Below are 24,231 nucleotides of genomic sequence, written 5' to 3' on the forward strand. Positions count from 1 at the left end.
GGCTTATTTCGACTCCTTTTCTTTGTAGATTTCGTATTGTTCTTTTAAGAACGCTGGCATGTCTTCGTACATGATCGACATTAAGTCTGTTACTTTTTGTTTTGGTGTTTCGTCCGCTTTCTTAATCGCTTCTTTAATGTCTTCTTTCGCTTGTTCGATCACGCGATTTTCTTCTTCTTCGCTCCATAATCCTTTGTTTTCTAAAAACTTGCGGAAGCGAACGAGCGGATCTTTTTTCTCCCATTCGTTTTCAAGCTCTTTTGAACGATAGCGCGTTGGGTCGTCTCCTGCCATCGTATGTGGACCGTAGCGGAAGCAAAGCGTTTCAATCAATGTTGGTCCTCCGCCGTTAATTGCACGCTCGCGAGCGTCACGAACTGCGACATACACGGCAAGCGGGTCCATTCCGTCAACTTGAATGCCCGGAATACCAGCTGCTACTGCTTTTTGTGCGATTGTTTTTGCCGCAGATTGTTTTTCGACTGGTGTGGAAATCGCAAAACGGTTGTTTTGAACGATAAAGATCGCTGGCGCGTTAAATGCCCCTGCGAAGTTAATTCCTTCGTAGAAGTCCCCTTGTGATGCACCGCCGTCACCTGTATATGTAACCGCAACCGCTTTTTTGCCGCGTTTTTTCATGCCGAGCGCAACGCCGGCTGTTTGAATAATTTGGGCACCGATAATGATTTGTGGCGGTAACACGTTGACGCCTTCAGGAATTTGGTTGCCATGGAAATGTCCGCGTGAAAATAAAAATGCTTGGTAAAGCGGTAAACCGTGCCAAATCATTTGCGGAACGTCACGATAGCCCGGTAAAATGAAATCTTCTTTTTCTAACGCAAAATGGCTCGCTAATTGGCTCGCTTCTTGTCCTGCTGTTGGCGCATAGAAGCCGAGACGTCCTTGACGGTTTAACGAAATGCAACGTTGGTCAAGTACGCGCGTATATACCATGCGACGCATTAATTCTTTCAATTGCTCATCTGTTAAATCAGGCATCGCCGCTTCGTTTACGACTTCGCCTTCTTCGTTTAAAATTTGAAATGTCGGGAACTGCTCAGCGACTTTTTCAAGTTGCTTTTTCACATCAAATAGGGGCTTTTTACCCATGTTGTTCACCTCATCCTTTCTTTTTCAACACGTAAAATGATGCACCTTTTAATTTGCCCAAAAACGATTTGTTTTTACTACGCTTGTGTATGAAAAGCTGTATTAATAAAAAAAGCAATTACGATTAATACAACTGTTTTTTTACATCTTTCAGTTTACACCTTTCGACAACGCTCGTCAATCAGTTTGCTTGACACGTTCTATATAAAAATGAAATTTAGAAAATTTTAACTGTGTTATGAATCTGTTATACTTATTTTTTTCAATCTGTATTATTTCTGTTTTACAACGTGTTTATGTATGTTTCGTCAGCCGATTGCACTTTTGTGCATGATCGCCCATAATAAAACGTAGTCTACTTTATGTATGAAGGAGTGAAACGACGTGATTACGATGAAAGATATTATTAAAGATGGGCATCCGACGTTACGAAAAGTAGCGGAAGAAGTTCCCCTTCCCCCTTCTGAAGAAGATCGCCGCATTTTAGCGAGTTTATTGGAATATGTAAAAATGAGCCAAGATCCTGAGCTAGCGAAAACATACGGGCTTCGTCCAGGCATTGGCTTAGCTGCCCCACAAATTAACGTCTCGAAACGAATGATTGCGGTGCATGTGACGGATGAAAAAGGAACGTTGCATAGCTATGCGTTATTTAATCCGAAAATTGTGAGCCATTCGGTTGAGATGTGCTATTTAACGAGCGGAGAAGGTTGTTTGTCTGTAGACGAAGCAATTCCGGGTTACGTGCCGCGCTATATGCGCATTACCGTCACCGGAACGACGCTTGAAGGCGAAACGGTGAAACTGCGTTTAAAAGGATTGCCTGCGATCGTATTTCAACATGAAATTGACCATTTAAACGGCATTATGTTTTATGACCATATTAATAAACAAAATCCGTACGACGTGCCAGCTGGCGCTCTCCCGATTGAACGTTAAAAAAAGGGTGTCCATTGCGGACACCTTTTATTTCAACAATCCGAGCTGACGTAAGCCGAATAAAATGCCGTCTTCATCGACCGGTTTTGTAATGAAATCAGCTACTTTTTTCGCTTCTTCATGCCCATTTCCCATCGCGACGCCTGTGCCGACAAAGCGAAGCATTTCTGTATCGTTTAACCCATCGCCGAACGCATAAACGTTTTCGCGCGGAATGCCAAGTTCGTTCATCATTTTTTTAATTCCTTCTGCTTTCGATCCGCCATACGGCAATACGTCCGTTGACACCGCATGCCAGCGCACGAAGTGAAACGTCGGAAACGATTGAATGTACGGCTGTTCTTCTTCTGGTTTACAAAATAAAAGCGCTTGATAAATGTCGTTTCGTTCATCATACGTTTCATCGTGCGGTGGATGAGTAAATTTTAAACTTCCCATGCTTTCATGAATGTACGGATGATCGGCTACACTTGCACGCATCGTGTCGGCGTCCATAAAAATAAGCGGATGGTCATTGTCGCGTGCCATTTGTTTTAATGAACGAAGTTGCTTGCGATCAAGCGGTTGATTGTAAATGACCTCCCCTTCAAAAACAACATACTGTCCGTTAAAGCTGACAAACGATTGAATGTCAAGCTCCTTTCGCAACGATTCAAACATAAACGGCGCTCTTCCGGTGGCGATCGCTACATATACCCCTTGTTTTTTTAATTCATGTATCGCTTCATATGTCGATTCCGGCAACTGTTTATCATGATCTAACAACGTTCCGTCAATATCAAAAAAGACGATCTTTCTCTCCATGCTTCTCGCTCCTCGTGTAAAAGTTCACAAACTTACCGTAACGGAATTACGCAATATTGTCAATAAATTGGTTAACAATCTCTTCACCACAAGTTAAAAACAAGTGCATTCTTCATACAAATATCAAAAGGAGAGAGCGCTTTTGATTAAGCGCTCCCTCAACTTCACTTCATTCGTCACTTTTTGATTGCAATTCGGGTAATCGGAGACTTGAACATCACCATATCATCATTCACACCCGCATCAAGGACATCTTGAAAAGAAAACGAGTGATCTTCATCAGCATGTATATAAAATCCTTCAACATCAATATATTTATGCGTACGATCTGAGGGTACGATTTCAGCATACAAATAACCGAAGTGCCGACTATTTTCCTTGTTCAAAAAATTTTTTATGGCATAGCCAATAACAGAAGATTGATAAGGCTTATTATAATGTTTTGCGCTGATGTGAGATGCGTCCTTGTATGTTTTGTAATAGCTGTAAAATTCACGATAATCTACGACTGCATTTTCCGTTGTCAAAACTCCGTAAAAATTTGCCTTCTTTTCTTGCGGATTTGTAAGCCATTTATATGATAAAACGACAGCATATCGAGGCTCTTCTCGATTGAGCAAAGAAATAGACATCGTCAATTCCATCACTTTCTTTTTTTGAACCGTGTAAATTGTCGATGCGGTACATAACATCTGCTTATAGAGATCACATTGAATGATTTGATCATTTGTCTGCTTTTTGAAAATGTCTCTCAACGCTTGCTCATTTAGGTTATTCCATTTATTTATTGAACTTTTATTGCTAAAGAAGTGCAACTCCTCACTATCCATGTGTTTCATTTCTTCTTTCGTCAACCCGAGCAAAAATAAATTCACAATATCTTTGTTTTTTAACTGTGGGTTAATTGCATGATTCACCTTTTTCGGCTCTCTGATGAAGCTTTCGACCTCTTCTTTATCAAAACCTTGTTTTTTTTCATCCAACTGCTGAGCCTGCAAATGTATTCCCTGATAATTACATCCAGCTAGCATTGTACACAACAAAAAATAAATAACGATTCGTTTCAACAACAAGCCACCCTTCACGATATCATTTGCAATATAGTTTTATCTCGTAAAAGAAACTGCAGCATTTGGTATTTGTACGTAACTGGTTGTTCCCGAAACAGAAATCGACGCTCCTAGTGGCATCGACACACTAAATGAAGAACTCCATCCCGTTTTCATATGAGTATAATTAGCATATGCAGAAAGAATTCGCTCCAGAACTCCACTCAAATTCGGCATACGTATAAGTACATGATTATTTAAGAAAACATATTGTTCGCCATGCATACGGCAGTGAATAGATTAGAACCATGTATATTTTCCCATGCAAAATTTGTCGATGATCTTCTTATAATAAATAATAGATCAGACATTTACTTTCCATCAAAATCGGATACAATAAAAGTGAGGAGTGATGCGTCATGTTGAAAAAGTTGAAACGCAAGCTGCTCAAACAATGGAAAGAACTGTTGCGTAAAAAATCCATTGCCTAGTTGTACGAGCCCTTCAATCGAAGGGCTTCTTTTCAATTTTGTTTCCTATTCTACACTTTTTATATATAATAGGAAAAGCGGAAAGCGGCCGGAGCTACACATCGCTTCACTTCCTAAAAGGGAACGATGAAGTGTGGTATAATAAAAAAAGCAACATTACACATAAGGAGAGATGAACGTTGATTTTTAAAGTGTTTTATCAAGAAACGATCGATGAAGTGCCGGTAAGAGAAAAAACGAAGACGCTCTACATCGAAGCGGAAAGCGAGCGAGATGTGCGCCGAAAATTACAAGACCGTCATATCAATATTGAATACATTCAACCGCTTGAAGGGGCGCATTTAGCGTACGAGCAACAAAATCCTGATTTTCACGTATTGGAGATTGAACAATGAACATGTTGAAAAACAAACAAGTTGGCGTTTTCGCCCTCGGCGGTCTAGGCGAAATCGGAAAAAATACATATGGCGTGCAGTATGAAGATGAAATCATCATCATCGACGCCGGCATTAAGTTTCCGGAAGATGAATTGCTCGGCATTGATTACGTCATTCCTGATTATAGCTATTTAGTGAAAAACGCAGAAAACATTAAAGGATTGTTTATTACGCACGGACATGAAGACCATATTGGCGGCATTCCGTATTTGCTTCGTCAAGTGAACGTGCCAATTTACGGCGGAAAATTAGCGCTTGGGCTCATTCGCAACAAATTAGAAGAACACGGATTGCTTCGCCAAACGAAACTGATCGAAATAAAAGAAGACGACGTCATTTCGTTCGGAAAAACAGCGGTGACATTTTTCCGGACAACGCACAGCATTCCAGATAGCTACGGCATTGTCGTCAAAACGCCGGTCGGGCAAATTGTGCATACGGGCGATTTTAAATTCGACTTTACGCCTGTTGGCGAGCCAGCCAACTTAACGAAGATGGCTGAAATCGGAAAAGAAGGCGTCCTTTGTTTGTTGTCCGACAGTACAAATAGCGAAATTCCGCATTTTACGATGTCTGAGCGACGCGTTGGCGAAAGCATTCACGATATTTTCCGAAAAGTACAAGGACGCATTATTTTTGCGACGTTTGCTTCCAACATTCACCGCTTACAGCAAGTCACCGAAGCCGCTGTATTAAACAATCGAAAAATTGCGGTATTCGGACGAAGCATGGAAGCAGCGATTGAAATTGGTCAACAGCTCGGCTACATTAAATGCCCGAAAGATACGTTCGTTGACGCTTCACAAATTAACCGCCTTCCTGCTCATCGCGTGACGATTCTTTGCACCGGAAGCCAAGGTGAGCCGATGGCGGCGTTATCGCGCATCGCCAACGGGTCACATCGCCAAATTCAAATTGTGCCGGGCGATACGGTCGTCTTTTCATCTTCGCCAATTCCGGGCAATACAGTAAGCGTCAATCGCATCATTAACATGCTTGCGCGTGCAGGAGCGGAAGTCATTCACGGACCGCTTAGCGACATTCATACGTCTGGTCACGGCGGACAAGAGGAACAAAAATTAATGATTCGCCTCATGAAACCGAAATATTTTATGCCGATTCACGGCGAATATCGCATGCAAAAAATGCATGTAAAACTTGCTGTCGATTGCGGTGTACCAGAAGAAAATTGCTTTATTATGGACAACGGAGAAGTGCTCGGCATTAGCGAAGAAGGCGCAAGCATCGTCGGCAAAATCCCATCTGGCTCCGTCTATATCGACGGAAGCGGCATTGGCGATATCGGCAACATTGTCTTGCGCGACCGCCGCATTTTGTCGGAAGAAGGATTAGTCATTGTTGTGATAAGCATCAACATGAAAGAAATGAAAATTGCCGCAGGTCCAGACATCATTTCACGCGGATTCGTCTACATGCGTGAATCGGGCAATTTAATTAACGATGCACAACAGCTTATTGCGAAACATTTACAACAGTTACTCGAACAAGGAACAAATCAATGGTCGGACATTAAAACAGAAATTACCGACACACTCGCGCCGTTTTTATACGAAAAAACGAAGCGAAAACCGATGATTTTACCGATTATTATGGAAGTGTAAAAAAAGAAGGTGCCCGTTTGGACACCTTCTTCTTTATTCTCCAACGGCTTCCCTCTCGAAGCGGTCGATGTCTTGATCGGCACCGATGACGATTAAAATGTCCCCTTCGTAAATGACTTCTGATGCAAGCGGTGATACGATAATGTCGTTGTTTCGTTTAATCGCCACGATGTTAATGCCGTATTTGGCGCGAATGTCTAATTCAAGGAGCGAATGACCGTGCAGTCGTTCGTTTGCGACAATTTCAACGATGCTGTGGCGATCGGATAGTTCTAAATAGTCGAGCACGTTGTTTGAAATCATATTGTTTGCAATCCGTTCGCCCATATCTCGTTCGGGATGGACGATGTGGTCAGCACCGATTTTTTTCAACACTTTTTCATGATAATCGTTCGTTGCTTTCACTGTAATTTTTTCAACGCCAAGCTCTTTTAAAATTAATGTCGTTAAAATGCTCGCTTGAATGTTGTCTCCGATGGCAACGATGACGTGGTCAAAGTTACGAATGCCTAAACTTTTTAAAACATTTTCATCCGTTGAATCCGCAACGACCGCTTGCGATGCAATTGATGCGTATTCGTTCACTTTATCTTCATTCGTATCGATCGCAAGCACTTCCATGCCTTGTTCGCTTAACGTGCGGCAAACGCTACCGCCAAAGCGTCCGAGACCGATGACGGCAAACTCTTTCTTCTTCATCACAAATCCCCTCTTGTTCGATATTCATCAATGACGCGAATAATTCGTTTTTCTAACATATTCATTCCACCGCTTCCTGCTTGGTAATGGCGAAAATGACCATCTGCATCAAATATATAGTACGTCGGCACACAGCGATTATCAAACGCTTCTTTTAACCGATGGTCGTTGTCAATGAAAAGCGGATGGGTAATGCCGTATTGTTTGGCGAGCTGTTGGACAACTTCCACGTTCTCATCACCATCGCGTCGCGGCATATGAATAGAAATGACGTGTAATTCTCCTTCATAGCGATCGCGAAATGCGTTTACTTGTTTAATTCCTTCTTTACAAAGATGGCAACTGACCGCCCAAAAATGAATGAGCGTCGGTTTTCCAATAAGCTGTTCACGCGTGACATTTCCGTTGAGTACAAGTGTTGCTCCGTCTAGTGATGGCATAAGTTCTCGTAGTTTCATCATTATTCTTCCTTTACTTTATGATTTCCTTTCCAAGTGACGTAACGAGTAAGCAGTTGAATGGCAACATCGATCGCCTCTTCGTTTGGGTTTAATTTCGCATGATGTAAGCCGAACGGAGATTGCACCCCGAGCCAAAACATAAAACCAGGAATGCGCGCAAGCATGTAGCCGAAATCTTCGCCCGTCATCGCTTCTTGACAACGAACGAGGCGTACATTTGTTTCTTTCTCAACAAATTGCATAAATTCGTTCGTTAACGTCTCGTCGTTGTACACTTGATAGTACATCGAACCGTAATCAATGTGCGCTTGGCAAGCGTAAGCGACTTCGATGCCGCGCACAATCGCTTCAATGCGCCCTTTCACTTTTTCCATTGCTTCTGGTGAAAGTGTACGAATCGTTCCTTCAAGCCGTGCGCGCTCAGCGATAACGTTTTGTACCGTTCCGCTCGTTAGTTTGCCAACTGTAATAACAGCGCTATCGAGCGGATTGACGTTGCGTGAGACGATCGTTTGCAGTTGCATGATAAGGGAGCTTGCCGCAACGACCATATCTTTCGTTTCATGCGGAAACGCGGCATGCCCTCCTTTGCCGATTAAGTCAATAAACAGTTCGGACGTGTTCGCAAACAATAACCCTTCTTTTGTTGCGATCGTTCCGACCGGATATTCTGGAGCAATATGCAAAGCAAGGATCATATCGGGCATCCATTGTTTCATTTCGTCGCTCTCCAACATCGGAAGCGCCCCGCCCGGTCCTTCTTCGGCTGGTTGAAAAATAAACAGCATGTCATCACGAATGGGATGATGAACAACATGAGTAAGCACACCGAGCGCAATCGCCATATGCATATCGTGTCCACACGCGTGCATGCGTCCTTCATGCGTTGAACGAAACGGAACGTCTGTTTGCTCGTCAATTGGCAATCCGTCCATATCGGCGCGATAACCGATCGTCTTCGTTGGTGCAGTGCCATGAACGCGCACGAGAATACCTGTGCGCCACGTTTTGATTTGCAGTCGCTCAGACGGAAGGGTGGCAAGATAGTCTAATATGTATTGTTGTGTTTTAAACTCTTGAAAGCCGAGTTCGGGAATTTGATGCAAATCGCGGCGAATGTTTATAAACATTTCGATCCTCCTTTTGAAAAAAGCGTGGAATCGATCCACGCTTTATAGTTGACGAAGTTCTTGTTTAATTTCTACTTTTGCTTTTGTTTTTTCGTCGATTTGTTTAATGACGCGCGCCGGTACGCCAGCAACGACCGTATATGGCGGCACATCTTCTGTCACAATCGCACCAGCGGCAACGACCGCACCTTTCCCGACTGTGACACCTTCTAAAATGACGGCGTTTGCTCCGATCATCACATCGTCTTCTACGATCACCGGTTTTGCTGATGGTGGTTCGATGACGCCGGCAAGCACAGCGCCTGCCCCAACGTGACAGTTTTTCCCTACTGTCGCCCGTCCGCCGAGCACCGCATTCATATCAATCATCGTACCTTCACCAACAACGGCACCGATGTTAATGACCGCACCCATCATAATGACGGCATTGTCCCCAATTTGCACTTGATCGCGAATGATTGCTCCCGGCTCGATGCGCGCTTTAATATGTTTTAAATCAAGAAGCGGAATGGCTGAATTGCGGCGGTCGTTTTCAACGACGTAGTCTTCAATCTTATGTTTGTTTGCTTCAAGTGCCGCTTCAATGTCTGCCCATTCGCCAAATACGACGCCTGTCTGACCTGTAATAAATGTTTTCGCGCTCGGACCGAAATCGATGTCGGCAATGTCTCCTTTTATGTATACTTTCACAGGTGTTTTCTTTTTGCTGTTTTGAATAAACGAAATAATTTCATTTGCATCCATCATCATTTGAAGTTCCTCCTTGTCGTTTTATTTTTTTACTTTAACAAATGAAACAAACGGTGACAAGCTTATTGTCGCTTTTCGTACATCGAGCGATTGAACCGCTTTAATATTTCTCGACGCGTCACGATCCCTACAAAGTAGCCGTCATCGTTTTCGACGCAAACGAACGGATGGTCAATAAGCAGCTTCAACGCTTTTAAAAATGAATCGTTCACATGTAAACGCGGCATATTTTTTTGCATCACTTGTTCGACTGTCATCGTCTCTAACCGCTCAAATTCGATGCGTTCAATGCCTAAAATCGCATCCATAATCATCGTCATACTAATGAGCCCTTGTAGTTTGTACGTCATATCTAACACAGGAATGGCTGAATATCCTGTGCGCGTCAATACTAATAATGCGTGTTCTAAATGATTCCCTACTTGCACGTGCGCCACTTTATCGGACGGAATCATCAGTTCAACGAGCGATGGTTGTTGCATCGTCATTCCGCCTTTCACAATATAATCCCCATTTGTCATTGTACCATGTTCGTTTCGATATGGGAAAGCGCAAAAAAAAGCCTTCACAGTAGGTGAAGACTTAATTCAACAAATCAAAAATTTCGATGGCGATCATATCAATGTTGTCAAACTGATACGACTTCGGCTTCTCGCCTTTTTCGTACACTTCTAATACGAACGTGTTCGTTTTTTCGTAATATGTGACGCTACATTTTTTTTCACCGTTCACTTCGAAGTTACGTTGTGGTGCCTCATTCGTTCCTGTTTTTTGTTCTTGCAAGCTAATTAAACGTTGGATAATGCCTAATAATTGCGACATGACGTTCATTCCTTTCCGATACGTATTTCAACGACTATTCACTACTGTACCAATATTCGCGGAAAAAGTAAACAAAAACGAAAGCCCACCATAGCGGGCTTACGTTTGAAGCGCGACGTATGCAATATAACCGAGCAAAAGAGCGACAAACACGATGTAAGCAATAAATACCGGATTGCGTACATACGGATGAGCTGCCACTTTCTCACCAACGCTCGTGTCGTATTCGCCTTGCGTTTTTTGGCGCTTGCCAACTTGATACGTATACACAAATCCCCCAACTAATACCCCGCTTGCGATCAGTAAAAGCATCCAAGAAAATGTGTCCATCATCACTCACCTCAAGCTTACTTTTCCACCGCAAGCGACGTTTTATTACAAATGGGCGTTATGTTCAAATAAATACTCGTACGTTAAGTCGATAAATAAATAATGGTGTTCATCAATCGGATACGAATATGTGCGAATCATTTCACCTGTTTCAATATCGCTGTACAAATCTGATAAAATGCCGCGCTTGCGTGAGCGCATGCGAATAATGTTTTCTAAAAAGTACGGACGCCAACTCCAGTTTTTCATTTCGTATTGGGGCTGTAACTCCCACGTTTCGCCTTGCTTAAATATGTTTGCGGACTGTTGAAATCCGTCTTCATCGCATATGTAAATGCGAAAACTGCAATCGCTTAACTGTTTGGCTAAGGCAGAAATGAGTTCGTTAAACGATGACGCTTTTTTATATTTAGAAACGAGCTCGGAAATGCGCGCTTGAAACTGTTCGGAAATGTCATACAACGTTTGCAGTTTCTTTTTTTCGTGCTGAATGAACGTATGAAACTGATTGCGCAACGTTTCTTTTAATAAGTCTTTCGGAAGAAATGATGGCGAAGGTTCGTGCAAATAATAGCCTTGATAATATCTTCCCCCATTTCGCCACGCGTATTGCAGTTGAAATGCGTTTTCAATCTCTTCATACAAAAGCGTTGCGCCAATTTTGCGCGCTAAAAGCGAGATCGAATACAGCACATCATCGTACGATACGGTTGACGTGCGCAACGAATGTAAATCAATTTTTAATAAATCGGGCGCCAACAGACGAATGCGATCTAAATTGCTGCTTTCTTTTCCGATGTTATCAACCGCAATTTGAATGCCGTATGTACGCAAATACGTCAATACGTGCCCGAGCTGTTGAATGTCGCCTTTGAAATGATGTTCGGTTATTTCAAGGACGACTTGGTTTAATCGCAATCCTTTTTCTTTATATGGAAGAAGTAATTGTAAAAATGATTCGCCTCGATCGAGCATTAACACGTTTGCGTCACGATTGATAAAAATAAGCGATGCTGGCTGTTCGTTGACAAACTGTTCGAGCGCCTTCGTCGTTATGGCAACATCGACTTCCATACGAAACTCTTCTGGAATTGTTTCGTCGTGAAAAAATGGACCGAGGCTGATAACTTCACCATCTTGTTGAAAGCGACCGAGCACTTCATATCCAACGATGCACTGCTCATCAGCACTAAAAATCGGCTGATAATGCGGGACGACTTGATCGATATGTGTTAAAATGTCTAGCGCATCCAAAACGACGCCTCCTCCCCCGTTTTTTCAACCATTATATCATAAGAAAAATAAAAGTGTTTGTTAGGAAACAAAAGAAAAGCGACGCCAATAAACGTCGCTTTAAAACGGATGTTGATTGAGCCATTGCCCGCCATCAACGGTAATGCATTCCCCATTAATGTAGGCAGCCGCATCAGAAAGTAAAAACGAGGCGACACCTGCAATTTCTTCTGGCGTCCCGAAGCGCCCGAGCGGCACGCTATCTTTCACACGTTTTTCCATCTCCTCTGATAAAATAAGCTTTTCTGCCCCGCCTGTTCGCTCAATTGGACCTGGCGCGATGGCATTCACGCGAAAGCCGTATTTTTTCCCCCATTCGACTGCTAATGTGCGCGTCATCGTCAACACGCCTGCTTTCGCACATGCGGAATGAATGACGCCCGCTCCTGCTCCCCACGCATATGTAGCGACAATGTTAATGATCGACCCTTTTTGTCCTTTTTCAATCCAATAGTTCCCCACTTCTCGGCTACAATAAAACGTGCCGTTTAGGACGATGTCGATGACGCTATTCCAACCATTAATGGATAACTTTTCGGCTGGGCAAATAAAGTTGCCGGCAGCATTGTTAATTAACGCATCAATTTTTCCGAAGCGCTCATCTGTTTCTTTCACCATCGCCGCAACTAGTTCTGGTTTGCGTACGTCCATCACGATCGGCAATACGCTTCCGCCTATTTCATTTGCTGCTTCGTCAAGCGCTTCTTTTCGTCTTCCTGTAATGACGACATGCGCCCCTTCATTCGCAAAACGCTTCGCCATATATTTCCCCATGCCACTTGAACCGCCTGTCACAATAATGACTTTTCCGTTCATTTCCTCATCCCCTTTTATGAATGGTTATTCATTCATTTTTATTGTACTATATATTCCGAAAATTTTTAACATTGTTTTTGCTGTTTTTATGAACTTTTTTCTTTTATAATGGGTGAAGAACATTTCATATGTAAGGTTGAAGCGAATGAAACGACGAGATTTTTTTAAAACGATTTTTTCTTTATTCGTCAAAGGAGCTTTGCTTTCCACTGCCGGATACATGTACGCAAAGTATGTAGAACCGCAACAGTTGACGGTACGGCGATACGATGTCGTCCATCCGCTCATCCCGAAAAGCTTTGACGGATGCCGACTGCTTCAGTTTAGCGATGTGCATTTAGGGTATCATTATTCTGTTGACCATTTTCAACGGGTCGTGAAACGAATGAATGATCTCGATCCGCATGTCATTTGTTTTACAGGAGATTTACTAGATGAACCGAATCAATATGAACATGTCGATGCGATTACATCGCTGCTCACCCAACTTCACGCTCCACTAGGGAAATTTTGCATTTACGGAAACCACGACCATGGCGGATACGGAACAGACATATATAAACGAATGATGACAGCAAGCGGATTTCGACTACTTGTCAACGAATGGGTAACGATTGAACGAGGACATGAACGCATTGCGATCGCGGGGTTAGATGATTTTATGCTCGGTAAGCCTAATTTCGCCAAAACGGTGCAACAGTTGCCGAAAGAAACGTATACGATCGCTTTAATTCATGAACCTGACCTTGTGACGCAAGCGAGCGTCTATCCGTTTCATCTTCAATTGTCTGGTCATAGCCATGGGGGACAAATTCAACTGCCGTGGATCGGCCCGCTCGTAACCCCTCCGCTTGCGAAACAGTATGTTGAAGGATTTTATGACATCGGGCAGCTCACATTGTATGTCAATCGCGGACTTGGTACGACGCGCATGCCGTTTCGCTTTTTAACGCCGCCAGAACTTACGTTGTTTACGTTAAAAGCCGGGTCATAACATCAACCCGGCTTGACATAAACATATGCTCCCAACGATTGAAGCGCCGATATAAAGAAGCGCTTCTTTATATTTTTTATGCGATAAGAGTTGAATGGCTTCGACGCTAAATGTTGAAAACGTCGTAAACGCGCCGCAAAATCCGACCGTCACTCCGACCGCCTGGACGTCGTGGGCAAGCGCGATACCGAGCCCAAACGAACCGAGCCAGTTAATAAATAAAATGGAAAGAGGCACAGGTGACTGTTTCGTCCAACGCATCAGCCATATGCCAAGCTTGTACCGACACCACGCCCCTAACGCGCCACCAAGCGCGACATACATCATGACGCCTCACCTACGCTTCTTGCACCCATCCGTTCTCCGACATATACGCCCACATAACAACAAAGCAAGCCACCAACGAAAGAAGCAAACACATATATGTTCGCTAATCCGATATGTTCGTGCCATAACACGACCGTTTCCTTACTAAACGTCGACATCGTCGTCAATCCGCCGCAAAATCCTGTACCGATCGCAAGCCGCAACCATTCAGCCATTTTTCTTTTTCCGACGTAAGACGTCAACGCGCCAAGCAAAAACGAACCGATGTAATTGACAAACAACGTTCCCCACGGAAATGTAAGAACCGGGAAAAGAAGCGCAACGCCGTATCGGCATAACGCTCCGAACGCTCCCCCAATGGCGACTGCTCCACTTTCTTTCATTCAATCATCTCCTACTCTTCATCGTCTGCGACATCATACGCCATTTGAAACAACATCATTTGGCTATCGACTTCTTCTTCGTCTTCTTTTCGTTTCACATATTCGTACTCGCCATCTTCATTTTGTTCGCGCGCTTTGACGTTATCAGAAAGCAAAATGTGTAACACCTCAATAAGCCGCTCTTTTAATTGTTGACGGAAAATCGGGAATAAAATTTCGATGCGGCGATCCATATTGCGCGTCATCCAATCGGCGGACGATAAAAAGACGCGTTCTTTTCCATGATGATGAAAATAATAAACGCGGCTATGTTCTAAAAAGCGGCCGACGATGCTGCGAACGCGAATATTTTCACTTACTCCTTTCATTTGTGGACGCAAACAACAAATCCCCCGCACAATTAAATCGATTTGTACCCCTGCTTGTGACGCTTCATATAACTTCATGATGAGCTGTTTATCCGTCAGCGAATTCATTTTCGCGATGATGCGTCCGTCGCCGTATTGTTTATGGTAACGAATTTCTTCATCGATCAGTTGTAAAAATTGTTGTCGTAAATCAAACGGAGCGACGACTAAATGATGAAACTCAGGCTTTTCCATATAGCCGCTTAAATAATTAAAAAAATTTGTCGCATCTTCGCCAAATTGTTCGTTTGCGGTAATGAAACCGAAATCGGTGTACACTTTGGCAGTCGCATCGTTATAATTGCCTGTACCTAAATGAACAAATCGCTCAATGTTTCCATGTTTTTGCCGAACGATTAGCGTAATTTTACTATGCGTTTTTAAATGCGTCATGCCGTAAATGACGTGACACCCTGCCTTTTCAAGCTCCTTCGCCCATTGCACGTTATTTTCTTCATCAAACCGTGCCTTTAATTCAACGAGAACGGTCACTTGTTTCCCGTTTTCGGCTGCGCGTTTGAGCGCTTCAATAATGGGAGAGTCGCCGCTGACGCGATACAACGTCTGTTTAATCGCCAACACATGAGGGTCATCGGCCGCATCGGAAATAAAGTCGATGACGGGTTCAAACGACTCGTACGGATGATGGAACAATAAATCTCTTTCTTTCGCTTTTTCAAATATGTCTTCCTCATCATCTAAATCTTTTGGCGGTTGCGGAATGAGCGTTTGAAACACGAGATGTTCTTTGTATCGTGCTACTTCATGATAAAACGAAAACAAAAACGTTAAATCAATCGGACCGTCGATTTTGTATACATCTTTTTCATGAATTTCTAGTTCGTCTAGCAAATAATCGAGCACCCACTCATCAAACCCTTTTTTGCTCATTTCAAGCCGCACCGCTGCGCCCCATTTTCGCTTTTTTAACTCTTTTTCAATTTCTTTTAATAAATCGCGCGCCCCTTCTTCGTGAATCGTTAAATCGGCGTTGCGCGTAATGCGAAATTGCGTGACAGACGAAACGTTGTAGCCTTTAAATAGCGTATGAATAAACGTCGTAATGACGTCTTCTAATAGCGCATACATGTGCGTGTCGTTGTTTGCCGGCAAAGGAATGAAACGACTTAACACGGACGGCACTTGAACGATCGCTAATTTTTTCCGATCGTCTTCGTCTTCTTCATCATCTTCAAGAACGATTGCTAAATTTAAGCTTTTATTTAACAACATCGGAAACGGGCGATACGCATCGACCGCCATCGGCGTTAACACCGGGAAGATGTTTTTCATAAAATACGACTGCAAATACGTTGTTTGTTCGTCGTTCCATTCATTTGGGGCAAGCAAATGTACCCCTTCAGCACGTAGCATCGGCAATAACGTTCGATTGTACATGTCATACTGCCATTTCACAAGCTCATGCGTTTTTTTCGCAATTTTTTTTAACTGTTCTTTCGGCGTTAATCCCGCTTTATTTTCTGGCTTATTAAAACCAGCTTTCACTTGATCTTTTAAGCCGGCCACGCGCACCATAAAAAACTCATCTAAATTCGAGCTAAAAATCGCTAAAAATTTTAATCGTTCTAATAGTGGATTACGCTTATCCATCGCCTCTTGCAAAACGCGTTCGTTAAACGCAAGCCAACTTAATTCGCGGTTATTGTAATAACGCGGATGGCTTAAATCCATCTTTATCCCTCCAAATGAAACTGTAATTGAATCGGGCGTTTTAACATTTTTTCGACATGTTTTTTATGTTTTTCGGCTTGATACTCCTCCGCTTTAAATGATTGATTACAAAAAATGTGTATAACGATCGTTTCTTGTTGAAGTTCAAGTTGCAGACGGTTGACAATATTTCGTTTTGTATCATTTAAGCTGTAAGCAAATTTTAATAGGGAGCCAAGAAAACGAAGCTTTTTTTGTTCTGCGCGTGTAAACCATGTGTGAAACGGCTGGACGTATTGTTTGAACAACGTTTTATTTTTAAACGAAGCGACAAGCGCGAGCTGTACGCGGTCACGATGGCTTAAGCCGTCGATCGTTCGATTGGCTAAAATGTAAAACGTATGTTGACTGCTCGCTTCTTCATCGACATATTGTCCTAAATAAAACACGTGAGTAGCGCGCTTTAATAAAACGAGGTCTTCTCCCGTCAATGGAAAAAGAGCGAGCGCACGCATTTGTTCAAACAGTTGAATGACTAGTTTTAATACGTGCTGCACGTGGTTTGTATTTACTTCGTAGTCTTGGGCTAATTCAAAAAAACTTTCATCTAATACGCTGGGAAAAATAATCGGTCCAAACTGTTCGTAAAAAATGCCGTCACGTAACCCTTTTCGGCTTAAAATAAACGTCGTCGCATCGACTGTTTCGTATAACGTTTGAAACACTTCAACCGCTGGAATAATTAAATCGGCCCGATCTTTCGACAACGCTTCGACTTTTTGTAGTTGTTCAAATGTAAGAGCACGCAAATATTTTTTCACTTGAACGATATGTTCGCGATTCATTTCATATTGATGAATGCCGGCAATCGGGTAGTTTTGGAGCATTTGATGCACTTGTACGACGTTGCGGGCGCTTCCACCAATCGCAATGATCGGAAGTTTTCGTTGTTTTAGCCATGGAAGTGATTGAAATTGCTTTTCAACGTATGCCCGCAACGTTTGTAATTCTTCATCCGTCGGAACATCCCCAGCGACAAATTCGCGCTTTAGCGATAACGCACCGAACGGAAAGCTATGATAATCGACAAGTTCACGATTGTAAAAATACGTCACTTCCGTACTTCCACCGCCGATATCAATCGTAATCCCTTCGTAAAACGATGTCGATTGAATGACCGCTAAAAAACCGTAGTATGCTTCTTCGTATTCGGATAAAATACGAATACGAAAGTCGGTCCGTTCAGCAACGATGCGAACGATGTCGTCGCGATTGCGCGCTTGACGAATTGTGGCGGTCGCGACGCATTTCACATCGTGCAGGCGATGAAAGCGCGTTACGTCTTGAAACGTCAAAAGCCCATCTAAAAGCACACGTAGCCCTTCCTCTGTAAACACACCATCTTCTGTTAAATAATTGCGCAAACGGGCGGCAATTTTTACGTTTTCCCTTTCTCGTAAACGACCGCTTTTACTTTGTTCATAAATGACGAGGCGCATCGTATTTGAGCCAATATCAATAATGCCGTATTTCAACAGGAATCCCCCCTTATCGTGAAATGGAAAAAAATAAATTGAAAATTTTCCAAAAACATAAACGATCGTGTATAATATAAGTGTACCAAAATAAAAAGGAGTTGAGTAAATATGGAAACAGTCGAATGCACCGTCGAAAACTTATCGGTCGCACTGTTTACTGTCAACCGTCATGCGAAAACGGCGTTAAATCCTTCTTACTTGTATTTGCTGAAGAAAAAAACGATTGAAAAAATGCTCGAAGAAGGAAAAGCGAAAAAAGTTGGGCTTCACTTTTCCCGAAATCCGAAGTACAGCCAGCAAAAGTCGGATGTGCTTGTGGCGATCGGTGCGTATTACTTCCACATACCTCCAACAAAAGAAGACTTCAAGCATTTGCCTCATCTCGGTACGTTGGACGATTCTTATCGCAACCCTGTTGTTAAAATGCCGTTGTCTCAAGCCAAACGATTATTACAAGCGTATACAGGCATTTCACCGGAAGACGTAGAGCCGAAACCGAAACGGTACGATTGGTCGCGTCCGCATCGGTTCGGGAAAACGTTTCGCTAAGGACAAGCTCACGTAAACAATGGACATATTTTATTGTATGACACAAAAGGGCGGCCTCTTAATGAGATCGCCCTTTTGTGAAAGAAAGTATAGAGTTCTGGGGCTGGGTGGGGAGCTGTCTAGCTCCAAGCGCCATCGGCTCGAATCGCTCCGCCCCATACTGCGGCGGCGACAGCCTCCTCGGTGGGGCTTATGCGATCTTCGCCGATAAGCGGGCGCTTTGCGCTTTTCTTATTGGACTAATTGTTCGAATTGTTCGGCAGCGAGCGGTTTGCTGAAGTAGTAGCCTTGGGCGCGGTCGCATCCTTCTCGTTTTAAAATCGCAAGCTGTTCTTCTGTCTCCACTCCTTCAGCGACGACTTTCATTTGTAAGCTGTGTGCCACTTGAATAACCGCACGCACGATCGATAAGTCATATGAATGTTTTACCATATCTTGCACGAACGAACGGTCGATTTTAATGATGTCAACCGGCAATTTTTTTAAATAGTTTAATGAAGAATAGCCTGTCCCGAAATCGTCGACGGCGAGCTGCAATCCTAAATTTTTTAACGACTGCAACTGCGCAAGGACGTAATCGATATGATGCATCGCCATACTTTCGGTAATTTCTAATTTTAAACAAAACGGGTCTAAATCGTACGTGCGGAGCACATGTTCAATATGTTTCACTAAGTCGGCTTGCAAAAATTGTTTAATGGAAACGTTGACACCAATTTGCACGTGCGGTAGCCCTTTTTCTTTCCATTTTTTACTTTGTTCACATACGTTTCGTAACACCCAATCGCCGATCAGTTGAATTAAATTCGTTTCTTCCGCAATTGGGATAAATGTTGCTGGCGAAATCCAGCCGCGCTTCGGATGAAACCAGCGAAGCAGCGCTTCGACCGCCACAATATCGCCTGTTTGAATGTCGACGATCGGTTGGTAATGAAGCGTAAATTCGTTTTGTTTTAACGCTTTGCGAATGCTATGTTGAATGTACAATTTTTCTTCGTTCGTCTTTTTTAATTCGTTCGTATAAAAACAGTACGTATTTCCCCCGTTTTCCTTTGCGATTTCGAGCGCTAAATCGGCAAACGATAGAAGTGTCGTCCAATCGGTTGCATCATCTGGAAATACACTTACTCCGATGCTCGGTGTGATCGTCAATTCTTGGTCTGTTAGTTGAAATGGGGTCGAAAATATTTGGATGACGTCACGAATCATGTGTCGTATTTCGTTTCGGTCAATCGTATAAAAAGCGAGAAAAAATTGATCGCGTGCTTGTCTTGCGACGATGCCATTTTCATAGCGACGCAATCGCTCCGCCACTTGTTTTAACAATTCGTTTCCGTATTCATATCCGATTAAATCGTTAATAAATTTAAAACGATCTAAATTGAGCGACAGTAACGCAAACGGCTCGCGTTTATTCATGCGCTCGCGAAGCAGATGGAGAAACGCCTCGTACGACAGCACTCCTGTTAATATATCGGAATCGTCATGATCGTATAAAAAGCATCCTGTCCAAATGAGATACGAACGAAACGCATAAACGTGCACGTATGCCGGACGACGATCAACAATCGTTTTCCCGCGCCACGCATCGCTTATATGTAACGCCTTGATCGCTTCATGTGCACAGTCAACAAACTGTTGCGCGACACGATAACGATTGGACAATCGTTTCATCAGCGTGTCGTTCATATATACGATTGTTCCATCTTCATCGGTAATAAAAAAAATGTTGTATTGATCAAACTGTTGCCCAACGGCCTCCCATTTCATCAATGGAGGGTGTTGGTACAGAAACTGCTGTTCATTCATGTTGTAATCCTCGCTTTTTGTTTTCTTCCCTCCTCTTTTTATTAAACCATACGTCATGATGATTGAAAATAGCTTTTCACGCAGAAATACAAATTAGTCAATTGTTCCTGTTCGTAAGATGGATACATGGACATCGACATCGAAGCGAGCATCTTCATATAATTTCAACCACTTTTTATCCGTTAACTGTAATTTCCGTACCGAATGGTCATATATTTGCCCGAAACCGATCGGGTCGGTTTTGTACGCTTGTAATTTCGCTAATAACTGCTCGATTTCTTTTTCCATTTGCTTTGCAATCGCGCGTTCCAAAACGTGAATGTTCGCTTGCATAATCGGCTTTATTTTCTCGGACATCTCTAAAATTTCCGCTTGCATCTTTACCGTTATACGAAAATGGGGGGCAGGCTTTTGGCTAATAAGTTTGATTTTTCGTTTCGTGCGAATTTCGTTTATGACAATGTTCACTTTTTTTCCTTTTTTGTTCAATAACAACGGTCCAACAGCTTCGCGTGGCACCGTAATATTTTTTAATCCTGTATTATATTCTAACGCTAACATTTTTATATAAAAGCTTTCATCGAGACGTACCGTGCCGACAAACTTGTCGCCGCGAAATAGCGCAACTTTTTCAATAATCGGCTTATCGTCACGCAACGACAAGCAAGGCAAGACAGGGTCTTTGCCGACGTCGTAGTAACTATGAATAAACTCATGTAACGTGGCTGCTAATAGCGATTCGCTACGTAAATTTTTTTCAATGAGCCGATATAAATACGTTCCGATGTCCGGTGTATCTTCGTGTTTTGTACTTTTAATCATTTGTTTTGCGTTCGGTTCACCAATCGCTAAATAAACGAGCGAACCGATATTGGCATCGCGTTGGAGCGTGTCGGTTAGCGTGAAAATGCCATCTTTCTCCGCGAGTTCTTTCCCGTATACAATGACGCGAATTTGTCCGGAACCTAAGTCGTGGCTCGTTTGCGCCTCTAAATCTTGGCGAAGTCCTTTGCTCGTTTTATTTGTCGCTTCGATCACTTCGGACATCGACGAACCCGATGTTTGAAACGAAAGCATCACTGAACCACCTTCATACAACTTTCCTTTTTTATCAAAGCTGGTAGCGGTAATAATACCTTGTCTTTCTAACACGCGCGGTGACACACAACCACTTAATAACAACATACAAACGATCATCCATTTCATTTGGTACTCCCCTTCGCCCATTTTTTTATGCGCACAAACATATATAGGAAAAACGGATAAATAAAGCTAAATCCGAATCCGTAATACCCGACTTTGTCGATAAATTCATTAATCGTTGCGCGTTTTTCAAAAAATAAAGCGAGCGCATAGGCAACACAAGCAAAGACAAACAGCAAATATTTTTGCTTTATGTGAAAAAGCGCTTTTCCACCGCGCGTCATCGCCCACATAAACATGAGTAAATTTGGTAAGATCACGAGCAACCAAAGCGGAATGACGACATATTCAAATCGCTCAATGAACGGAAATTTTACGATCGTAAACATTGACAACGACGCCCAAATGGTAACATCGAGTTGTTTCGGGCTGAAAAAGGCGATGGCGATGACCGTCACGACAGCGACGAGAAACGTTGTCAGTAAAACGCCAAGCTGGGCGTAACGGTGGACGCGGTCTTTTTCTTTGACGAACGGATAGATAATATATAACACTTCAAATCCGAGCATCGTATATGCTGTTTTTAATACGCCGTTTGCCATTTGTTTCGGCGTCGCTTCGAGAATGGGCAATAAGTGAATCCATTCGGCATATTTTAACGGTTGAAAAGCGACGATAACAATCCAAATCGTCATAAAAAATGTTAAAAAACTGACGCCTGCCACAAGCCGAAATCCTCCGCCATATAGCGCATATACCGTTAAAACGACTAAAATAAGTGTGCCGCCCCACAGTGGAAAATCGGGATACATCCACGTTAACGCCATTTCGACATACCCGAGTAAAATAGACGTATACGCCATTAAAAAATAAACGACGACCGCGGCATTTACGATCCAGCCGAGCACGCGTCCGTAAACGAACGTATGAATGGAAAAAAGATTATCGTGTTCTGTCAATTTTAACGTTCGATACATGACGAAAACGATGAGATGAATCCATAACCCGCTAAGTAACACAGCAATCCATGCATCTTGACGCGCTTCGACGAAAATGACGCGCTGCACACCGACGATGCCAAGCCCGATTTGTGCGGTATGAACGAGAAAAAAAACGAGATACGCATTAATGGATAGCCGTTCTTTTGGCGTTTTCATCATTCATCCAAATCCTTTCGTTTCATCGCCTCCCGCCATGAAAAACGGCGGGAGTTTTGCGGGCGGTTCGTTTTCGGACGTTCGCTATAAAATTTTTGCGGCAGGCGAATGAGCGCATATTTGATGTCCGCCAAACGAAACGGATAAACAGGTGACAAGTACGGTCGTCCAAGTGACGTGAGCTTTAATAGATGAATAAGCAAAAGGCTGACGCCGATAAATATGCCGACAAGCCCCCAAAGCGCTGCGAGTAAAATAATCGGAAAGCGTAAAATGCGAATCGTCGCTCCCATTTCGTAGCTTGGGGCAGTAAACGAACCGAGTGCGCTTAATGCCACGATAATAATAAGCACGTTGCTCGTAAAACCAGCATCGACCGCCGCTTGTCCAAGGACGATACCGCCGACGATACCCATCGTTTGACCGACTTTTGTCGGTAAGCGCGCCCCTGCTTCACGCAACAGTTCAATCATAAATTCAAGAAATAACGCCTCGATGACAGGGGGAAACGGGACGCGCGAACGCGATTCCCCAATCGTCAATAACAGCGCAGACGGGATCACTTCGTAATGATACGTAATGACCGCAACGTACAACGGTGATAAAAAGATGGACGCGAAAATGCCAAGTATGCGAATGGCGCGCAAGACGGTACTCATCGTCCAACGTAAATAAATATCTTCTGTCGTTTCAAAAAAGCTGAAAAACGTCGTCGGGCAAATGATGACTGTCGGGCTGCGATCTACAAAAATGCCGATGCGCCCTTTCATTAAGCTGTACGCTAGTCGGTCAGGAAGTTCTGTTAATAAATATTGTGGAAAAATGGTATATGCGTGATCGTCTAACAGTTGAGCTAATACAGAGCTATCGGTGACTTCATCGAGATGTAGTTCTAATAATCTTTGTTTAATCGTTTGAACGTTCGTTTCATCCGCAATATCTCGAATGTATACAACGCGCACTTCTAATTGATTACGAGCGCCAATCATCACTTTTTCGGTTACTAAGTTTTCATCCGTCACATTTTGACGTAAAATACGAATGTTCGTATCAATCGATTCAGTAAATGACATTTTCGGACCGAGGACAAGCGACTCCGTCTCGGCTTTTTCTAGCGACCGTTCCACTTGTTGTGCGATATTGACGGCAAGCGCACGCTTTTCTTTTTCGATAGAGATGACCGCCCATCCATCACGTATAGCCGATGCCATTTCTTCTTCTGTTTCGCATATGCGAATGGCGCCAAGCGGCAAACAACGGGCGAGCTGTTCGACGGATACGTCTTCTTGTTTTTGAATAAAGGCGAGCACGTTTTGGTGGAGATGATCGTGATTAATTAAGTTGCTTAAAAAGAGCACGTCCACCTTTTTTCCTCTGCATCGCATGCGCCGACACATAAAATCTGGCGAATCGGCAAGCAGTTTTGCGATATTATCGACTCGATTTTCTTTCGTAAACCACATCATGTTGTCCCCTTTTTCTTCCGCTTCGTTTTTTACT

25 protein-coding genes are annotated in these 24,231 nt (G+C 43.1%); 5 read left to right on the forward strand and 20 right to left on the reverse strand.

All coding sequences use genetic code 11. The features are described from left to right. Positions 1–3: 3 nt before the first annotated feature. Positions 4–1,110 carry a pyruvate dehydrogenase (acetyl-transferring) E1 component subunit alpha gene (gene pdhA, locus LD028_RS04105; RefSeq protein ID WP_006321318.1) on the reverse strand — a complete coding sequence of 369 codons (1,107 nt, stop codon included), beginning with the start codon at positions 1,108–1,110 and terminating at the stop codon, positions 4–6. A 384-nt stretch (positions 1,111–1,494) separates the two neighbouring features. Here pdhA and def point away from each other — a divergent pair, with 384 nt between their 5' ends. Then, positions 1,495–2,049 (forward strand): peptide deformylase, encoded by a 555-nt coding sequence (gene def / locus LD028_RS04110; RefSeq protein ID WP_237811019.1) that lies wholly within the window; start codon positions 1,495–1,497, stop codon positions 2,047–2,049. A gap of 27 nt (positions 2,050–2,076) precedes the next feature. On the opposite strand, the gene LD028_RS04115 is transcribed toward def, so the two are convergent. Continuing rightward, positions 2,077–2,853 carry a Cof-type HAD-IIB family hydrolase gene (locus LD028_RS04115; RefSeq protein WP_077429541.1) on the reverse strand — a complete coding sequence of 259 codons (777 nt, stop codon included), beginning with the start codon at positions 2,851–2,853 and terminating at the stop codon, positions 2,077–2,079. A gap of 176 nt (positions 2,854–3,029) precedes the next feature. Continuing rightward, positions 3,030–3,923: a hypothetical protein gene (locus tag LD028_RS04120; RefSeq protein WP_237811020.1), complete on the reverse strand. Its 894-nt coding sequence runs from the start codon at positions 3,921–3,923 to the stop codon at positions 3,030–3,032. A gap of 649 nt (positions 3,924–4,572) precedes the next feature. Here LD028_RS04120 and LD028_RS04125 point away from each other — a divergent pair. Both LD028_RS04125 and rnjA read left to right on the forward strand, forming a co-directional pair. Next, on the forward strand, positions 4,573–4,788 hold the full coding sequence (locus LD028_RS04125) for a DNA-dependent RNA polymerase subunit epsilon (RefSeq protein WP_006321313.1): 216 nt from the start codon (positions 4,573–4,575) through the stop codon (positions 4,786–4,788). After that, positions 4,785–6,452: a ribonuclease J1 gene (gene rnjA, locus LD028_RS04130; protein ID WP_237811021.1), complete on the forward strand. Its 1,668-nt coding sequence runs from the start codon at positions 4,785–4,787 to the stop codon at positions 6,450–6,452. Before LD028_RS04125 ends, rnjA begins: the two co-directional genes overlap by 4 nt. Before the next feature lie 33 nt (positions 6,453–6,485). Here the strand turns inward: rnjA and LD028_RS04135 are convergent, their stop codons facing one another. From LD028_RS04135 to fadH, 9 genes are all read right to left on the reverse strand, one after another. After that, a complete protein-coding gene (locus LD028_RS04135) occupies positions 6,486–7,151 on the reverse strand; it encodes a potassium channel family protein (RefSeq protein ID WP_237811022.1) in 666 nt (221 codons plus the stop codon). Beyond that, a complete protein-coding gene (locus tag LD028_RS04140; protein WP_237811023.1) occupies positions 7,151–7,609 on the reverse strand; it encodes a TlpA family protein disulfide reductase in 459 nt (152 codons plus the stop codon). The genes LD028_RS04135 and LD028_RS04140 overlap by 1 nt, the downstream gene beginning before the upstream one ends. Positions 7,610–7,611: 2 nt before the next feature. Further along, on the reverse strand, positions 7,612–8,742 hold the full coding sequence (locus tag LD028_RS04145; protein ID WP_237811024.1) for an N-acetyldiaminopimelate deacetylase: 1,131 nt from the start codon (positions 8,740–8,742) through the stop codon (positions 7,612–7,614). A 42-nt stretch (positions 8,743–8,784) separates the two neighbouring features. After that, positions 8,785–9,492 carry a 2,3,4,5-tetrahydropyridine-2,6-dicarboxylate N-acetyltransferase gene (dapD, locus tag LD028_RS04150; RefSeq protein WP_006321308.1) on the reverse strand — a complete coding sequence of 236 codons (708 nt, stop codon included), beginning with the start codon at positions 9,490–9,492 and terminating at the stop codon, positions 8,785–8,787. Between the two features lie 62 nt (positions 9,493–9,554). Then, on the reverse strand, positions 9,555–10,013 hold the full coding sequence (cbpB, locus tag LD028_RS04155; RefSeq protein ID WP_237811025.1) for a cyclic-di-AMP-binding protein CbpB: 459 nt from the start codon (positions 10,011–10,013) through the stop codon (positions 9,555–9,557). 61 nt (positions 10,014–10,074) lie between these two features. Further along, on the reverse strand, positions 10,075–10,314 hold the full coding sequence (locus tag LD028_RS04160) for a YkuJ family protein (RefSeq protein WP_003396622.1): 240 nt from the start codon (positions 10,312–10,314) through the stop codon (positions 10,075–10,077). Positions 10,315–10,413: 99 nt separating this feature from the next. After that, positions 10,414–10,647, reverse strand: a complete 234-nt coding sequence (locus tag LD028_RS04165; RefSeq protein ID WP_091704731.1) for a hypothetical protein — start codon at positions 10,645–10,647, stop codon at positions 10,414–10,416. 42 nt (positions 10,648–10,689) lie between these two features. Next, complete coding sequence (locus LD028_RS04170) at positions 10,690–11,898, reverse strand: EAL domain-containing protein (RefSeq protein ID WP_077429790.1); 1,209 nt, start codon at positions 11,896–11,898, stop codon at positions 10,690–10,692. A gap of 99 nt (positions 11,899–11,997) precedes the next feature. Next, positions 11,998–12,753, reverse strand: a complete 756-nt coding sequence (gene fadH / locus LD028_RS04175) for a 2,4-dienoyl-CoA reductase (RefSeq protein ID WP_237811026.1) — start codon at positions 12,751–12,753, stop codon at positions 11,998–12,000. A 145-nt stretch (positions 12,754–12,898) separates the two neighbouring features. On the opposite strand from fadH, the gene LD028_RS04180 reads away from it, so the two are divergent. Continuing rightward, positions 12,899–13,747, forward strand: a complete 849-nt coding sequence (locus LD028_RS04180; protein ID WP_004891329.1) for a metallophosphoesterase — start codon at positions 12,899–12,901, stop codon at positions 13,745–13,747. Here the strand turns inward: LD028_RS04180 and crcB are convergent. From crcB to LD028_RS04200, 4 genes are read right to left on the reverse strand one after another with little or no spacing between them, the layout of a single operon-like run. Then, positions 13,742–14,074 (reverse strand): fluoride efflux transporter CrcB, encoded by a 333-nt coding sequence (gene crcB, locus LD028_RS04185; protein ID WP_237811027.1) that lies wholly within the window; start codon positions 14,072–14,074, stop codon positions 13,742–13,744. The genes LD028_RS04180 and crcB overlap by 6 nt on opposite strands. Further along, positions 14,071–14,457 carry a fluoride efflux transporter FluC gene (locus LD028_RS04190; protein ID WP_237811028.1) on the reverse strand — a complete coding sequence of 129 codons (387 nt, stop codon included), beginning with the start codon at positions 14,455–14,457 and terminating at the stop codon, positions 14,071–14,073. Before LD028_RS04190 ends, crcB begins: the two co-directional genes overlap by 4 nt. 11 nt (positions 14,458–14,468) lie before the next feature. Then, complete coding sequence (locus LD028_RS04195; RefSeq protein WP_255706424.1) at positions 14,469–16,556, reverse strand: RNA degradosome polyphosphate kinase; 2,088 nt, start codon at positions 16,554–16,556, stop codon at positions 14,469–14,471. Between the two features lie 2 nt (positions 16,557–16,558). Then, entirely contained in the window at positions 16,559–18,070 is a 1,512-nt protein-coding gene (locus LD028_RS04200) for a Ppx/GppA family phosphatase (protein ID WP_237811029.1), read from the reverse strand. A 111-nt stretch (positions 18,071–18,181) separates the two neighbouring features. Here LD028_RS04200 and LD028_RS04205 point away from each other — a divergent pair, with 111 nt between their 5' ends. Continuing rightward, positions 18,182–18,622: a YkyB family protein gene (locus tag LD028_RS04205; RefSeq protein ID WP_006321275.1), complete on the forward strand. Its 441-nt coding sequence runs from the start codon at positions 18,182–18,184 to the stop codon at positions 18,620–18,622. 231 nt (positions 18,623–18,853) lie between these two features. Here LD028_RS04205 and LD028_RS04210 read toward each other — a convergent pair whose 3' ends face one another. From LD028_RS04210 to LD028_RS04225, 4 genes are all read right to left on the reverse strand, one after another. Further along, positions 18,854–20,431 (reverse strand): putative bifunctional diguanylate cyclase/phosphodiesterase, encoded by a 1,578-nt coding sequence (locus LD028_RS04210; protein ID WP_237811030.1) that lies wholly within the window; start codon positions 20,429–20,431, stop codon positions 18,854–18,856. 93 nt (positions 20,432–20,524) lie between these two features. Continuing rightward, positions 20,525–21,637, reverse strand: a complete 1,113-nt coding sequence (locus tag LD028_RS04215) for a Ger(x)C family spore germination protein (protein ID WP_237811031.1) — start codon at positions 21,635–21,637, stop codon at positions 20,525–20,527. Next, on the reverse strand, positions 21,634–22,734 hold the full coding sequence (locus LD028_RS04220) for a GerAB/ArcD/ProY family transporter (protein ID WP_237811032.1): 1,101 nt from the start codon (positions 22,732–22,734) through the stop codon (positions 21,634–21,636). The genes LD028_RS04215 and LD028_RS04220 overlap by 4 nt, the downstream gene beginning before the upstream one ends. After that, positions 22,731–24,197: a spore germination protein gene (locus LD028_RS04225; RefSeq protein ID WP_237811033.1), complete on the reverse strand. Its 1,467-nt coding sequence runs from the start codon at positions 24,195–24,197 to the stop codon at positions 22,731–22,733. Before LD028_RS04225 ends, LD028_RS04220 begins: the two co-directional genes overlap by 4 nt. Positions 24,198–24,231: the final 34 nt, after the last annotated feature.

This window comes from Anoxybacillus sp. LAT27, assembly GCF_022030075.1.
In the GTDB taxonomy this organism is placed as follows: Bacteria; Bacillota; Bacilli; order Bacillales; family Anoxybacillaceae; genus Anoxybacillus; species Anoxybacillus kestanbolensis.